Annotated in this window: 13 protein-coding genes; 3 read left to right on the top strand and 10 right to left on the bottom strand. The window is 67.7% G+C overall.

Translation table 11 applies throughout. From position 1 onward, the window contains the following. The first annotated feature begins 5 nt into the window (after positions 1–5). The gene (locus WG898_RS02015; RefSeq protein ID WP_339601110.1) at positions 6–1,259 is read left to right on the top strand and encodes a sugar MFS transporter; all 1,254 of its coding nucleotides are present in this window, start codon (positions 6–8) and stop codon (positions 1,257–1,259) included. A 3-nt stretch (positions 1,260–1,262) separates the two neighbouring features. Beyond that, positions 1,263–3,383: a phosphocholine-specific phospholipase C gene (locus WG898_RS02010; protein WP_339601109.1), complete on the top strand. Its 2,121-nt coding sequence runs from the start codon at positions 1,263–1,265 to the stop codon at positions 3,381–3,383. On the opposite strand, the gene WG898_RS02005 is transcribed toward WG898_RS02010, so the two are convergent. The 3 genes from WG898_RS02005 to WG898_RS01995 all read right to left on the bottom strand — a co-directional run bounded on the left by WG898_RS02005 (position 3,380) and on the right by WG898_RS01995 (position 7,503). Further along, complete coding sequence (locus WG898_RS02005) at positions 3,380–5,860, bottom strand: sensor domain-containing diguanylate cyclase (protein ID WP_339601108.1); 2,481 nt, start codon at positions 5,858–5,860, stop codon at positions 3,380–3,382. The genes WG898_RS02010 and WG898_RS02005 overlap by 4 nt on opposite strands. A 204-nt stretch (positions 5,861–6,064) precedes the next feature. Next, positions 6,065–6,964 carry an HD-GYP domain-containing protein gene (locus WG898_RS02000; protein ID WP_339601107.1) on the bottom strand — a complete coding sequence of 300 codons (900 nt, stop codon included), beginning with the start codon at positions 6,962–6,964 and terminating at the stop codon, positions 6,065–6,067. A gap of 38 nt (positions 6,965–7,002) precedes the next feature. Beyond that, positions 7,003–7,503 carry a YHS domain-containing (seleno)protein gene (locus WG898_RS01995; protein ID WP_339601106.1) on the bottom strand — a complete coding sequence of 167 codons (501 nt, stop codon included), beginning with the start codon at positions 7,501–7,503 and terminating at the stop codon, positions 7,003–7,005. A gap of 136 nt (positions 7,504–7,639) precedes the next feature. Here WG898_RS01995 and WG898_RS01990 point away from each other — a divergent pair, with 136 nt between their 5' ends. Further along, positions 7,640–8,539 carry a LysR family transcriptional regulator gene (locus WG898_RS01990; protein WP_339601105.1) on the top strand — a complete coding sequence of 300 codons (900 nt, stop codon included), beginning with the start codon at positions 7,640–7,642 and terminating at the stop codon, positions 8,537–8,539. Positions 8,540–8,573: 34 nt separating this feature from the next. On the opposite strand, the gene WG898_RS01985 is transcribed toward WG898_RS01990, so the two are convergent. The 7 genes from WG898_RS01985 to WG898_RS01955 form a co-directional block, all read right to left on the bottom strand. After that, positions 8,574–9,509: a PDR/VanB family oxidoreductase gene (locus WG898_RS01985; protein WP_339601104.1), complete on the bottom strand. Its 936-nt coding sequence runs from the start codon at positions 9,507–9,509 to the stop codon at positions 8,574–8,576. Beyond that, a complete protein-coding gene (locus WG898_RS01980; protein ID WP_339601103.1) occupies positions 9,506–10,444 on the bottom strand; it encodes a pyridoxamine 5'-phosphate oxidase family protein in 939 nt (312 codons plus the stop codon). The genes WG898_RS01985 and WG898_RS01980 overlap by 4 nt, the downstream gene beginning before the upstream one ends. Before the next feature lie 23 nt (positions 10,445–10,467). Continuing rightward, positions 10,468–10,842 carry a DsrE family protein gene (locus tag WG898_RS01975; protein ID WP_339601102.1) on the bottom strand — a complete coding sequence of 125 codons (375 nt, stop codon included), beginning with the start codon at positions 10,840–10,842 and terminating at the stop codon, positions 10,468–10,470. 265 nt (positions 10,843–11,107) lie between these two features. Then, entirely contained in the window at positions 11,108–11,995 is an 888-nt protein-coding gene (locus tag WG898_RS01970; protein ID WP_339601101.1) for a diguanylate cyclase, read from the bottom strand. Between the two features lie 183 nt (positions 11,996–12,178). Next, complete coding sequence (locus WG898_RS01965; protein ID WP_339601100.1) at positions 12,179–12,637, bottom strand: pyridoxamine 5'-phosphate oxidase family protein; 459 nt, start codon at positions 12,635–12,637, stop codon at positions 12,179–12,181. 178 nt (positions 12,638–12,815) lie between these two features. Then, complete coding sequence (locus tag WG898_RS01960; RefSeq protein ID WP_339601099.1) at positions 12,816–14,933, bottom strand: ATP-binding protein; 2,118 nt, start codon at positions 14,931–14,933, stop codon at positions 12,816–12,818. Next, positions 14,930–15,493, bottom strand: coding sequence for a response regulator (locus WG898_RS01955; protein ID WP_339601098.1), 564 nt, complete (start codon positions 15,491–15,493; stop codon positions 14,930–14,932). The genes WG898_RS01960 and WG898_RS01955 overlap by 4 nt, the downstream gene beginning before the upstream one ends. Between the last annotated feature and the right edge of the window lie 2 nt (positions 15,494–15,495).

Here is a 15,495-nt window from a genome sequence, read left to right as displayed (position 1 = left end):
AGCAAATGGCAAACATGGCAAACCCCGCGGCCGCCGCCGCGCCACAGCAGGGCGCAGGCGCCGCACAGAGCGAGGGCAATAGCGCGCCGCTCGTCATCGTCACCCTGCTGTTCTTCATGTGGGGCCTGATCACCTCGCTCAACGATGTGCTGATCCCGCACCTCAAGGCCATCTACACCTTGAGTTATGTGCAGGCCATGATGGTGCAGTTCTGCTTCTTCGGCGCCTACTTCATCGTCTCGCTGCCGGCCGGCGCGCTGATACGCCGCATCGGCTACCAGAAGGGCGCGGTGGCCGGGCTGCTGATCGCGGCCGCCGGTTGCGCGCTGTTCTATCCCGCCTCGTCCAGCGGCTATGGCCTGTTCCTGTTCGCCTTCTTCGTGCTGGCCTCGGGCATCACCGTGTTGCAGGTGGCGGCCAACCCCTATGTGACGGTGCTCGGGCCCGCGCGCACCGCCTCCAGCCGCCTGAACCTGACCCAGGCCTTCAATTCGCTGGGCACGACGATAGGCCCGGCGGTGGGCGGCCTGCTGATCTTGGCGGCGGTGGGCACGGCGGCCGATGCCGCCACGGTGCGCGGCCCCTATCTGGCGCTGGCCGGCGCGCTGGCGCTGCTGGCCCTGCTGTTCTGGGCCGCCAGGCTGCCGCAGATCGCCGACAGCGAGGACGCGCCGCTGGCCGGCGAGGGCCATGGCTCGGCCTGGGCGCACCGCCATCTGGTGCTGGGCGCGATCGGCATCTTTCTGTACGTGGGCGCCGAGGTCAGCATCGGCAGCTTTCTGGTCAACTTCCTGGGCGAGTCGCAGATCACGGGCCTGGCGCATGCCGATGCGGCGCACTATGTCAGCATCTACTGGGCGGGCGCTATGGTGGGCCGCTTCATCGGCTTTGCGGTGATGCGCGCAGTCAGCCCGGGCAAGGCGCTGGCCTTCAATGCGCTGGCGGCGATCGCGCTGGTGCTGATGGCGACGTTCGGCCAGGGCAGCCTGGCGATGTGGGCCATTCTGTCGGTGGGCCTGTGCAACTCCATCATGTTCCCCACCATCTTCAGCATGGCGCTGCATGGCCTGGGCCGGTACACGGGGCAGGGCTCGGGCATTCTGTGCATGGCCATCGTCGGCGGGGCGGTGGTGCCGTTTGCGCAAGGTGCGCTGGCCGACGCCCTGGGCGTGCAGGCCTCCTTCCTGCTGCCGGCGGCCTGCTATGCCTTCATCCTGTGGTTCGGCGCCAAGTACGCGTCCATGTATGCGGGCAAGTGAGCCATGGTGAGCGAGTCGGCAGGCCAACGGCGCGACTTTCTGCGGCGCCTGGCGCGCGGCGCCGGGCTGGCGGCCTGGAGCGGCGGCTTTCCGCCGGTGATCCGGGCCGCGCTCGAAATCCCGGCGCAGCGCCGCAGCGGCACCCTGCAGGATGTTGAGCACATCGTCGTCCTGACGCAGGAAAACCGCAGCTTCGATCATTACTTCGGCAGCCTGGCCGGCGTGCGCGGCTTTGGCGATCCGCACCCCGTGCCGCTGGCCGGAGGCCATACCGTCTTTGCCCAGCCGCGCCAGGATGGCGGCGGCCTGCGTCTGCCGCCCTTCCACCTCGACACGGCGCAGGACTTTGCGCTGATGCGCGCAGCAGGCACGCCGCATAACTGGCAGGATGCGCAGGCCGCCTGGGATCAGGGGCGGCTGGGTGACTGGCCGGCGGCCAAGGGCGAGGCGGCGATGGGGCATTACCGCGAGGGCGACATTCCCTTCCAGTTCGCCCTGGCCCGGGCCTTCACGCTGTGCGATCACTATCACTGCGCGGTGCACAGCGGCACCAATACCAATCGCCTGTTTCTGTGGAGCGGCCACAACGACCCCGAAGGTCTGGCTGGCGGTCCCTGCATCGACAACAGCCGCGAGCAGTTCCATCCGGAGCGCCGCAGCGACTACCGCTGGACCACCTATGCCGAGCGCTTGCAGGCGGCCGGCATCCGCTGGCAGGTCTACCAGGACATGGAAGACAACTTCCACGACAACCCGCTGGCCGGCTTCGCGCCCTTTCGCGACGCTTGGTATCGGCGCCGCGGCCACAGCCAGGCCTTGCGCGAGCGCGGCATCAGCAGCCGCAGCCTGGCCCAGCTCAAGGCCGATGTGCTGGCCGACGAGCTGCCGCAGGTGAGCTGGATCATTGCCACGGCAGAGGGCTCGGAGCATCCCGATCCGTCCAGCCCGGCCTCCGGTGCCGACTACACGGCCCGGGTGCTGGAGGCGCTGATCGCGCGCCCGGAGGTCTGGGCGCGCACCGTGCTGCTGCTCAACTTCGACGAGAACGACGGCTACTTCGACCATATGCCGCCGCCCGCGCCACCCTCGCGGGACGGCAAGGCCTGGGCCGGCGCTTCGACCGTTGACACCCGCGGTGAATACCATCTGCGCTTGCAGCCGGGCGAAGACGCGCATTGGCTGGGCAGGCCCTACGGCCTGGGGCCGCGCGTGCCGCTGTATGTGATCTCGCCCTGGAGCCGCGGTGGCTGGGTCAACTCCCAGGTGGCCGACCACAGTTCGGTGATCCGTTTCATCGAGGCGCGTTTCGGCGTGCATGAGCCCTTGATCAGCCCCTGGCGGCGCGCGGTGTGCGGGGACCTGAGCAGCTGCTTCGACTTCAGCCTGCAGCCGCGCGCCGAGCTCCCGCCGCTGCCGAATACCGCTGCGCCACATGCGCGCGCCTGCGCCTACGAAAAGACCCAGCCGGTCAGCGTGCACCGTGAGTTGCCGGTGCCCGAACAGGCGGCGGGCACGCGCCCTGCACGGGCGCTACCTTATGCGCTGCAGGTGCAGCTGCAGTTGCAGCGCGCGAGCCTGCGCCTGCGCTTCGAGAATCTTGGCGAGGCCGGCGCCGTGTTCCATGTCTATGACCGCCTGCGGCCGCAGGCGCTGCCGCGCCGCTACACCGTCGAGGTCGGCCTGAGCCTGCAGGACGACTGGCTGCTCGACGCCGCGGACCCGCGCTACGACCTCTGGGTGCTGGGCCCCAATGGTTTTCATCGCCATTACATCGGCCGCGCGGACGGCCGCCCGGAACCGCTGCTGCGCCAGCTCGCCGCCCCGGCGCAAGCGGGCGAGCTGCATCTGCGCCTGAGCAACCCCGGCGAGCAGCCCTTGCAGCTGCAGCTGCGGGCGTTGCGCCATGCCGAGCCCGCGCCACGCAGCCTCACGCTGGCCGCGGGTGCCGAGGCCGAGTTGCGCCTGCCGCTGGCCGCCAACGGGTATTGGTACGACCTGGGCCTGCGCTGCAGCGCCTGGCCCGACTTCGCCTACCGCCTGGCCGGCCATCTCGAGACCGGGGCCGATTCCATCAGCGACCCCGCGATGGGGGGACGCAGTCTGTTGCGGACCGACTGGCCTTAGCTCGTACACGGCGCCTCTTCGGTGTCGATGCAGAAACGGTCGCGTCCGGCGGCCTTGGCGGCATACAGCAGGTCGTCGGCGCGCTTGCCGATGTCGCGAGGCGTTAGCTCAGGCTCGCCGCGATACAGCGCCACGCCGATGCTGGTACTGATGTGGACGGAGCGGTTTTCCAGCACGAAGGGCGCACGCATCGCCTGCACGATGTTGCCGGCAATGGTGGCGGCATCAAGCGGCGTGGACAGCTGCTCGACGATCACGGCGAACTCGTCACCGCCGGGGCGGGCCACGATGTCGGCGGCGCGCAGGCTGCGCACCAGCCGGCCGGCGAAGCCGCGCAGCAGCAGGTCGCCGGCGAGGTGGCCCAGGCTGTCGTTGACCTGCTTGAAGCCGTCCAGGTCCAGCAGCAGCAGGGCCATCGTGCCGCCCGAGCTGCGGCTGCGCTGTACGGCCTCATGCACGCGCTGCTCGAAGCCGGCGCGATTCAAGAGACCGGTGAGGCTGTCGGACTGGCTCAGCTCGATCAGGCGGCGCTCCTCCTGCTTCTGCGCCGTGGTGTCCAGAATCATCGCCACGAAGCCGAGCACCTCGCGGCCATCATCGGCAAACTGGGGCAGGTAGCTGGCGCGGTAGCTGCGATAGCCTTCACGCGTGGTGATCTCGCTGTCGAAGCTCACGGTCTCGCCGGCCAGGGCGCGCTGGATATGCGCTGCGGACGCTTCATAAGCGCCATCGCCGATCACCTCGCGCACGGTGCAGCCCAGCAATTCCTGGCGCGGCCGGCCAAAGGCACGCTCGTAGGCCAGGTTGATGAAGCGGTAGCGCTCGTCAGGGCCGACATAGGAAATGCGCATCGGCAATTGATCGGTGATGCTGCGCAGGCGTTGCTCGCTCTGGCGCAAGGCCTGCTCGGCGCGCAGGCGCGGCGTGATGTCGCTGGCCAGAGCGTAGAAGCCGTCCACCGCGCCGGCGGCGTCGCGCCTGGGCACCAGCGCCACATGGATCCAGCGCTCCTGCGCCCGGCCTTGAATGTGGCGCTCATAGCTCGTGGTTTCGCCGCGCAACGCCGCCTCCATGGCGGGCCTGACCTCGGCCCAGACCGCCTCGCCCAGCACCGTGGCCACGGTCTGCCCAAGCACGGCCTCGGGCGCAATGCCCAGCCATTCCTGGTAGGTGCGGTTGGCGAAGCGATAGCGGAACTCACGGTCGTGGTCGGCGATCAGGGCGGGCGCGTTGTCGGTGATGGCACGCAGGCGCTCCTCGCTGGCTGCCAACCTGGCCTGGGCCTCGCGGCTCTCGGTCACGTCGCGCAGCAGCAGCTGTGTCAACTGGCGGCCGCGCGCATCGCGGTAGCGTGCGGTCTGGACCTCCACGTCGAGGCGCCGACCGTCGCTGCGGCGCAGGCTCATGAGGCGTGGCTGGCCCGCCGCCTGCTGCAGGCATTCGGCAAGGCGCATGCCGTTGCCCTCGGGCAATTGGGTGAGCGCCAGGTCCGGCGCGCCGGCCGGCTCAAGCGGCGCCAGGCCCAGCATCAGACGCGCCATCGGATTGAGCGCAGCCAGCTGACCTTGCGGATCGACCACCAGGATGCCTTCGCTGGCATGCTGGAACTGCGCCTGCTGCTGGCGCTGGCTGGCCAGCAGCTCGGCGGCCAGGCCACAGATCAGCACGCCGGTGCAGACCTGGGCGGTGACGTAGCTCCACAACGCCAGCAGCCCGGCGTGGGCGTCGTGTCCGGCGAAGGGGCCAATGCCGCTGGCAGTGCCCCAGGCGGCGCTGCCCGACAGCAGCAACACCGCCAGCGAGGCGGCCAGCACGCCGGCACGCAGCGCCAGCACGGCCATCAGGAACAGGGGCAGGGCCAGCAGGGGGAAGGTCCATGCCGTCGAGGGCGCCGTCCAGGGCGAGAAGGTCAGCAGGCCGCAGACCAGCACCAGGCCAAGCAAACCCATGTTGTAGCGGCCACGTCGACCGGCAAAGCTGCTGCGCATGCTGGCGCTTGACATGGCGAGCAGGGGAATGCCACCCAGCAGCGCCCCGACCGCGTCGCCGGTCCACCAGGTGATCCAGGCCGGCGCCCATTGGTCGGCCGTCAGAATGCCCGCCATGCGCAACCAGGCGCTGCCGTTGCTGGCGGTGACCAGCATGCCGAGCGCCACGGCCAGCAGGTACTGGCCGAGGTCGGCGCGGCGCGTGAGTGCCGCATCGAAGCCAAGACGGACGAGCAGTTGGGCGCTTAGCCACGGGCCCAGCGCATTTCCTGCCGCCATGCCGGCAGCCGCCCAGGTGGGCGTGCCGACCTGGTAATTGACCAGAAACGCGGCCAGCAGCACGCCCGGCGCCATGGTCGTGCCCCAGCGCAGGTAGGCGGCGAGTGCGATGCCGGTGGGCAGCCAGATCAGCGAGACGTGCGAGCCGATATAGGGCATCAGCAGGCCCAGGCGCGCCGCCAGGTAATAGCCGAGCGCGACGACGGCCATGCGCAGGACCTGCGTTGAAACCGGCGCTTGCGCTGGCTGGTATTGGCTGCTCGAATGCACGGCCATATTCCGGCGACGGTGCTGCGTTGGCACCAAACATGCTCCCATGTGGCGATCTTGGCCGGGCGCTTGTCCGGCCGCAAGAGGCATCATCGCCGCCCGGCCTGTCTACGGCCTGACGCGAAGCGGCAGCTCAGGGGCCACTCAGCTGTTTTCGATGGCTTCGGCCCAGTCGAGCACCAAGGCCTCGATTTGGGCGCGGTCCAAACCCGGCTCCAGTTCTTCGGCCTCGGCCTGCACGCCTGTTTGCATGGCCTTCAACTCGCCATTCACCGTCTCCCAGCGGAACTGCGCCGAGCAGGCGGGGCAGCCGATGTGCTCGCCCGCGGCGCTGCTGCGCGTGCGCACCAGCGTCGGCCCGCAGGCCGGGCAATGCTGCAAGGGGATGCCGTCGTCGCTGTGGCCCACCACCGCGTCGAAGTCGCCCGCCCTGCCCATGCGCACAAACGCCGCGCCGAGCCGCTGATCGAATTGCTGACCCAGCTCGGATTCGATGATGGCGAGCGCCTTGGCGATCGGCATGCCGGTGCGATAGGGGCGGGTGCTGGTCATGGCGTCAAAGGCGTCGCAGATGCCTACCAGCCGAGCGTCATGCGGGATCGCGGTATCCACCAGACCCATCGGGTAGCCGCGCCCGTTCGGCATTTCGTGATGATGGTGGATCACCTCGACCACCAGCGCCGCCAGCGGGTGACCGGCAAGCATGCGCGCGCCGATGCGCGGATGCGTCCTGATGTGGGCGAACTCTTCGTCGCTGAGCCGCCCCGGCTTGCGCAGCACCGCGTCGGAGATGCCCACCTTGCCCAGGTCGTGCAGAAAGCCCGCCATCGCAATGCGGCTGGCCTCACGCGGCGTCGACCCGGTGCCCAGGGCCAGCAGATGGGCCAGGCGTGCGACGCGCCAGAGATGCCCGCCGGTGTAGGGGTCGCGCGCCTCCACCATCCATGCGGAAATCAACAGGCTGGCGAGCAGCGCCTTGCGCTGCGCCTGCAGCTGCTGTTGCATCTGTTCAAGGCTGCTCAGTTCGGATGCCAAGGTCTTCATGGTGCTTGATCGGGCGGTATGGGTATGCGACGACGACTTCAGAGATCCCTGGGCGCCTTGCCCTTGATTTGCGGCCAGTTGCCCTTGGCCTTCACCAGGTTGCCTGGCAGGTCTTCCAGCCACTTCTTCTGCACGTCCTTATTGACGTTCAGATAGAGCTTGTTGTCAACGATGCGCCAGGCCGTCGGGTCCCCGTCGAGCTTCTTGTCCAAGGCCACGCCCATGGCACAGAAGCCACCGAACTGGGGTGCGTACCTGGCCGGGTCGGCCATGAAGGCGTCACGATTGGCGGCACTGGCGAAGTGGTAGATCGCGCCTTCGTGCCTGGCTGAAAACTCGGCAAGACCCGCCGTGGGGGTGCCGGCGCTGAAATAGGCCACCACGTCGTGACCCTTGATGGCGACGCCCTTGGCATCGAGGTTCAAGGCGCTGGTGGAGTTCTCGTCATAGGCCTGCGCCTGCATGGGCAGTACGGCGAAGGCGCTGGCGGTGCCGATCAGTGCGGCCAGCAGGACGCGGCGGGCAAGGGTGTTGTTCATTTCGTGCCTGTGTAGTTTGTGCGATGTGGGTCTGTGGTCATCCGCCCTGTGTGTGGCGAATGGCTGAACTGTCCTTGATTCATCCCTTGCTTAGAATCGCTGGCGGATCCAAGACACCGTTACGTGGAGTGAAACAGTGGACCGATTGCACCTGATCAATGTGTTCACGGCGGTGGTGGACGCGAACGGCTTTGCCGGCGCCGCACGCAAGCTCAACATTTCGCCGCCCGCGGTCACGCGCGCCATCGGCGAGCTGGAAGCCCATCTGGGCGTGCGCCTGCTGACCCGTACCACGCGGGTGGTGCGCGTGACGGACGCGGGGGCGCGCTATGTGGAAGACTGCCGGCGCATCCTGGCCGAGCTGGCCGAGGCCGACGAATCGGCGCGCGGGCTGCACGGCGCGCCGCGCGGGCGCTTGACCCTCACCGCGCCGGTGCTATTCGGCGCGGCCTATGTCACCCCCATCGTGACCGAGTATCTGCAGCGTTATCCAGAGGTGACGGCCGCTTGCTGGTTTCTCGACCGCGTCGTCAACATGATGGACGAGGGCGTGGACATCGCCGTGCGCATCGGCGAGCTGCCGGACTCGTCGATGCAGGCGATCCGCGTCGGCCAGGTGCGGCGCGTGATCTGCGCGGCGCCCAGCTATCTGGCGCGGCATGGCGTGCCGCAAAGTCCGGACGAGCTGGCGGCCCACACGATTGTTTCCGCCAGCGGCGTCACCCCCGCGCCCGAATGGCGCCTGCTGGAGAACGGCGCTACCAGGATCGTGAAGCTGCAGCCGCGCATGATCACCACCACCAATGACTCGGCGGTGGCTGCCGCGGTGAGCGGCTTTGGCCTGTCGCGGCTGATGTCCTACCAGGTCGCCGAGCATGTGCGAGAGGGGCGACTCAAGATCGTCTTGAGCGAGTTCGAGACGGCGCCCTTGCCTGTGCAGCTGCTGCACCGAGAGGGCCGCCATGCCTCGCAGAAGGCGCGCGCATTCCTGGATTTGGCGATCGAGAGGCTGCGCGCCAGCACGGCGCTCAGCTGAATGCAAGCCTGCCCTTGAGCGGGGAGGGCCGCGCTCACAGCTCTAGCGTCAGCTCCGCGCTGCTGGCCCAGCCCACGCAGATGCACAGGCCCTGTTCGCGCTGTGCCGCGCTCAGGCAGAGGTCGCGATGCAGCGGGCTGCCGTTCAGCACGCGGCTGTGGCATTGCCCGCATTCGCCGCGTTTGCAGTCGTAGGGCACAAAGGCATCGGCGGCGATCAAGGCATCCAGGATGGTGCTGCCGGGCTGCACCTCCACGCTGCCGCCACTGAGTGCCAGATGCACGCGAATCGGCCGGTCGCCGCTGGCGGCGCGCGCACCAAAGCTCTCGAAATGCAGCGCCTGCTCGGGCCAGCCCAGTGCGGCTCCCCGCTCACGCAGCGCATTCAGCAGCGGCAGCGGGCCGCAGGCATGCAGGCTGGCCTCGGCGCTGTGCGCGCCCAGCAGGGCCGCAAGATCCGGGGGCGTAGCGCCCAGGTGCAGATGCAGCCGGGCATGGGGCAGGGCGCGCAGCTCATCGAGCAGCACCAGGCGCTCGGCGCTGCGCGCCAGGTAATGCAGTTCGAAGTCCTGGCCGCGCGCGTTCAGCGCATGCGCCATGGCATGCATGGGCGTGATGCCGATGCCGCCGGCCACCAACACCGTGCGGCCTTGGCCGGCCTGCAGGGGGAAGCTGCCGAACGGCCCCTGCACATCCAGCAGCGCGCCTGCGCGCAGCTCGGTGTGAATCCAGCGCGATCCGCCGCGCGTGTTCGGGTCGTGCAGCACGGCAATGCGGTACTCCTGCGCCGCGCCCTCCGCGCCCAGCAGCGAGTAATGCCGCGGCAGCGGATCGCCTTGCTCCACCGGCAGCTGCAGGCGCAGATGTGCGCCGGCGTGCCAGGCCGGCAAGACCTGACCCAGCGGATCGCGCAGGCGGATCTCGCGCACATCGGCGCCATGCTGCAGGATTTGATGGACGATGAGTTTCATGGCCTGGTGGTGGGAAGGAAGGGCGAGGCGTCCAGGAATTCCCAGCTCAGGCCGCTCGCCGCGGGGCGCAGCAGCCAGTCGCTCAGCTCGAACTCCCAGAAGCGCTGGGTGCCGCCGGTCAGCCCCTGCGGATCCGGCTGGTCCCAATGCAGGCTGGCGCGGCCGCTCAGATGCAGCAGCCGGCCGTTCTCGAAGTCCGGTACCAGCAGGCCGCAGGCCGGGTCGAGTGCCAGATTGCCCAGGGTGTTGAACATGCTGTTGCCGGCGTAGTCGGGCACACGCAGGCGCCTTGCATCCAGCAGCTGGATGAAGCCGGGCGGGCCGCCGCGGTGCGAGGCGTCGAGCTCGCCATCGGGCGCGCCGCTGGCGATGAACAAGGTGTCGGCCGCGGTCAGCAGGGCCATGGCCGTGTCGTCCAGCGCCTGGCCGCGGCGTGTTGTCGACGCCGACGCCGGCTCGGCCGCCAGCGCCGCGGCGTCGGCGCGCGGGTGGCGGCGCTGGATGTATTTGGGGCAATTGGGGTAGGCCTCGGCGATGCCCAGGCGCAGCACTCCGCCATCGAGCCGTTCGACATGGCCGTTGACGCGGTAGCGCCGCCGGGTCGACGGCTCGATGAACAGCAGGCCGGCGTGCGATCCCGCTGCCAGGCCTTGCCAGAAGGGGTCGTCGGCCGCGCGGCGCTCGGCGCCGACGTGAATCTCGATTGCGCGCCCCTCCGGGCTGCGCGCAAAACCCGGCGGCCCGAAGAGCAGCGAGGCCCAGAGCTGGCCCTCGGCGTTGCGGGTCGCCGTGGCGACCATGGGCTGCTTCTCGATGAAGGCGCGGGCGCCGGCGATCACCGTGTCGGTGATCACGCCGGCATTGCGCAGCGCGATCGCCGCCTCGCCGGCGCGCGCCTGCACGGCGCGCTCGCCCGCATGGAATGCGTGAGCCATGGTCGCTACTCCTCAGCGCTGCTTCAGAAGGTGAAGACGGTGAAGCCGTCGGCCACCAGCTTGCCCAGGCTGGGCAGGCCGGAGGTGCCGGGCACGCTGTTGTCGGTGATGAGGTCGAAGCCGCTCTGCACCGCGTCCTCGCGCGAACCGAACACATCGGCGCAGCCGCAGGAGACGCCGGCAATCTCACCCTCGACGGCCTTGAACAGCGCATGCACCGGATGCCCGGCCTGGCTGATCACGCCGGGCCAGCGCGTGCCGGCGCCCTGGAAGTAGATCGACACGGCTGTGCCGCGCTGCTTGAAGTCGTAGGCGGCGGCCAGGCCGTTGAACATGCGGCCCAGGGCGTCTTCGCCGCCGTGCTTGGGGTCCGACAGGATGATGATGGCTGCTTTCATGGGGGTTCCTTGGTGGATGCGATGTGGAGTGTTTGCAGGTCCTGCGCAATGCCGCAGGCCTGGGTCGGCACTCTAGGGAGCGGCCCGCATATGAGAAATCACCCCTGGGGGAATTGGCTGTTCCGGCGCGCGGAAGAATCCTCGGCAGCACCGAGCGCCGGCTCACGCTACAGCACCCGGTACCGCCGCCGTGAGCGACTTCGGGCTGGGCTCGAATAGCGATGTCCCGGCTGCGCTTGCTTCCCGATCAGCCGGTGCATTGGCGCTATGGAGCCGCCACCGCGACGCGATTGCGGCCGGCTGCCTTTGCCTCGTACATCGCCTTGTCGGCGCGGTCTATGGCATCTTCAACCGATAGCGGCGGATCCAGGGAAGCGACACCGAAGGATGCGGTCACATGGATCGAATGCCCCGCGTGGTCGACGCGAACATCCTGAGCCGCGATGGCGGCACACATCCGATGCGCCACTCCGCCCGCCTGTTCCAGCGATGTATTGGGCAGGCTGAGCAGGAATTCTTCTCCGCCGTATCGGTAGATCCGGTCGTAGGGCCGTAGCAGCGCCTGCAAGCACTGCACCGACGCGACAAGGACGGCGTCCCCCGCAGCATGACCGTACTCGTCGTTGACGAGCTTGAAATGGTCGAGGTCGAGCATGATCAGCGCGCATGGCTGCACACCGCGGCGTGCCAGCGCCTGCTGTTCTCTAAGGTCCACCAGCAGCCCGGCTCTCGTTCTGGCTCCGGTAAGTGGATCTCGATTGGAGGCCAGTTCGCCGAGCTCATGTCGTAGCGCCTGGGCCTCCAGCCGCATCCGATCCAGGACATTGGTGAATTGATCCAGGTCGCTGGACGAAATGGGCAGCTCATCGACCACACGCTGTAGCAATCCCTGCGCCTTGGCATGCATCTTCTCGTGCGCCTGCCCCAGCGAAGCAAAGGTCTGGTGATCGTTCAGGAATGCCGCTGGCAGGCTCTCGTACCACTGGCCGAAGCGGCAGCGACGATGCGCGTCAGGCAACATATCGGGCGCATCCGGCGGGACATGGGCTATCAGCACCCGCAGCAGGTTTTTGTACCACTGCTCGTGGTTGTAGATCGCCTGGTCAAGCTGGGCAATGGCCGATTGCAGCTGCTGGTTGCTGAAGTACGCCATGGTGTGGGACTCCCTCGATGTGGCCAGCTCGGATGCTAGCCATGAAAGTGCGCGGCAACAAGCGATGCATGCAAACATGCATGGCGGATTCTCGGCGTGGTGCCGACATGCTTTTCGTCCCCGCCGGACGATCATGCTGCTGGCACATCGGGGCTGGGCTGCAGGCCGAAGCTCGCGCGCGCCCTAAACGCGCACAAGGTCCGTGTGTGCAAAGCCCTTGGTGTAGTCGAGCACGGAAATGATTTCCGGCACGATGCGGAAGATCGCAACCTCCTCGGGTCTGGGCATCGTCATCTGCGCGGTCGCGGGCGGCGCGTCAGCGTACTTCAGCGGCAGCATGGCGATGACCTTCTCGGCCTCGGCGCGGTCGCTCACGCGCTGGGCTCGCGCCGCCATCGACAGGCCGGTGATCGACATGATGTCGGGCGTGTCATGGTCAACCGTGAGCGATACGCGGTCATCGTGGGCGAGGTTCCTGGCCTTCTGGCTTTCTAGGCCGCAGAGAAACCAAAGCGTAAGGCCCTCGTTGACATAGCCAACCGTCGTTGCCTGCGGCCAACCGTCCGGCCGCAGCGTCGCAATCGTCATGATCCTGTGGCCATCAAGCAGGGCCAGGATTTTCTGCTTCATCAGATCGTCCATGGAGGTCTCCAAAGCTGCCATTCGGCGGGATGCCAATGCCAGCCTGCCATGGCGGGGCTCACCCCTGTTTGACTGCGGTCAACGCGGCCCGGGGCAGAAGCATCGTTGCGCTCTTCTGGCCGATCGGCAAAGAACCGGGGCCCGTCCGCCCGCATGGCTGCAGCTTGCTCGCTCTTGTCTAGGCAGTGGTCGGACCCTGGATGGGAATCCAGACATGGAAGCAGCTGCCTTGCCCTTGCGTCGATTCGACTTCGATGCGCCCGCCGTGCTTCTGCACGATTGAGAATGAGAGCGACAGCCCTAGCCCCGTGCCCTGGCCGACGGGCTTGGTGGTGTAGAAGGGCTCGAAGATGCGGCGTCGCGTTTCCTCGCTCATGCCGCAACCGGTGTCGCACACCGAGATGCACACCGATTCACCGTCCACACGCGTCGTTAGCGTGATGACGCCGCGCTCGGCAATGGCATGCGCGGCATTCACGATCAGGTTCATGAAAACCTGGTTGAGCTGGGCCGCCAGGCATCGCACCGCCGGCAGCTCGCCATAGTGCTTGCGCACCTCGGCCTTGTACTTGACCTCGTTCATCACCACGTTGAGCGTGGATTCCAGGCCGGCGTTGATGTCTGCCTCCTGCCAGTCGGACTGGTCCACACGCGAGAAGTCCTTCAGGTCCTGCACGATCTTTTTCACGCGCACCAGGCCGTCGTCGCTCTCGCTCAGCAGCTGGGGCAGGTCTTCGGCAATGAAGTCCATGTCGACCTGCTGCCGCAGGGCCGCGAGTTCCTTGCTTACGGTCGGCGGTTGCTGGCTCAGGTCGAGCTTGGCGTAGTAGTCCAGCAGGCTGAACATCGATTCCACATAGCGCCTGAGCGTGCTCAGGTTGGAGCTGACAAAACCGATCGGGTTGTTGATCTCATGCGCCACGCCGGCGGCCAGTTGGCCGATCGACGCCATCTTCTCGGATTGCAGCAGCTGGTTCTGCGCCTCCTCTAGGCGCGCATTGGTTTCCTTGATGCGCTCGAAGTTGCGCTGCAGCTCGCCCTGCACCCGCTTGACGTCGGTGCGATCCTGCATCAGCCACCAGGTGCCCGCAGTGGGTGCATTCGGGTCGGCCACATAGGCAATCAGCTGGACCCAGATCTTGTTGCCCTTGGCGGTGCACATCTCCATCTCGTGCAGCAGCGACTCGCCCCTGGACAGCACCGGACCGGCGACGCGCCCCAGCTCCTCGTAGGCCGCGTCGCTGTCAAAAAAGCTGCGGCTGCTCATGCCTACCGGCGAGGTCTCCTCTAGCTCGAAGATGTCGCTGAACTTCTTGTTGGCGCGCGTGATGCGCTGCCGCGAGGTGGCGATGATGCCCACCGAGGCGTTCTCCAGAAACGCCTCCAGCTCCTGGTGCATGCCTATCACTTCGGCGGTGCGGTCGGCCACCATGGTCTCAAGCTCGTCGCGATGCTTGCGCATGGCCTCGTCGGCGAGGTGGCGCGGCGTCACGTCCTGCAGGGTCTCGATCGCGCCGGCCAGCTTGCCATGGGCGTCGGTCAGCGGTGCCGCGGTGAAGTAGAGCCAACGTCCGTTCTCGCCGAAGTTGGGGAAAAACATCTCGGCCTCGAACGCGCCGGCGATCAACGCCGAGGGCCAGCATTTGTTGCCGTAATACTGCTCGCGTAGTCCGTCCACGCTGGCGTCGACGATCAGGTCGGCCAGCACCGGCCGCTGCTCCGCGTAGAAGGCCTGCCAGGCCTTGTTCGTGCCCAGCAGTTGGCTGGCCTCGATGCCGGTGAGGGTGGCGCAGGCCGCGTTCCATTGCGTGACCCGATGCCCGGCGTCGATCACAAAGGTGGCGACCGGGTTGTTCTCGATGATTTGGTGCAGCACCCGTCCCACGTCCAGCAGGCTGCCCTGCACATGGCGGATGTCGCTGAGATCCTGGCAGGTGACCACGGCGAACACCTGCTCGCCCATCTGCACCCGGCGCGCGCTCAGTTCCAGATAGCGCAGGGCACAGCTGGCGGTGAGCGCCTCCACCTCGAACACCGGCAGTTCGCCGGCTTCGCTGAGGCAGCGCTCGCCGTAGTAACGCAGCGCGGCCTGGCCGGCCGGCGTGGCCCAGGCGTAGAACTCCATTTCCTGCAAGGCCGTCTGCGTGAATCCCAGCAGGCGGCGCATCGCCGCATTGGCGAACAGCACGCGTTTGCCGGCATGCACAAAGCAGGGGGCACTCACCGCCTCCAGCGCGGCCATGAACTCCTCGCCCAATGGCAGCACGTCGGTGCTCGGTGTCTGCAGCGCCGTCACAGCCGCACGTCTCCCGGGTCTTCGAGGATGAAGGAACCGTCGGGGCCCCAGTTCACATGGGTGATGCCGGGTTCCAGCCGCTCCAGCCGGCGCAGCTCGGCCTCCTGGGCGCTGAGCTGGCCACGTTGCAGGCGCACCTGGTCGGCCAGGCGCTGATTCTCCAGCTGCAGTTCGCGGATCTCCAGGATCTGGCGCATGCTGCACAGCAGTTCGTGGTCGTTCCAGGGCTTGGAGACAAAACGGGTGATGCCGGCTTCGTTGATGGCCGCCACCAGGCCGTTCAGATCGGCATAGCCCGACAGGATGATGCGCGGGCAATCGGGCTGCAGCTGGCGCAGCGCCTGCAGGAACTCGACGCCGTTCATGCCGGGCATCCGATAGTCGGACACCACCAGCGCGAACGCGCATTCGCGTGCACGCTCCAGCGCCTGGCGCGCGTCGGTGAAGGTCTCCACCGCATAGCTGCGCAGCTGCGCGTCACGCAAGCCCAGCCGCAGGAGCCGGCTCAGCGCATTCAGCACACCGGGCTCGTCGTCGACCAGCAGGATTCTGTCCGTCATCG

The sequence above is a fragment of the Paucibacter soli genome (assembly GCF_037482845.1).
GTDB classification, from domain to species: Bacteria; Pseudomonadota; Gammaproteobacteria; order Burkholderiales; family Burkholderiaceae_C; genus Paucibacter_B; species Paucibacter_B soli.
Note: the sequence above shows the minus strand (reverse complement) of the source record. Positions and strands in the feature narration are given on the sequence as shown.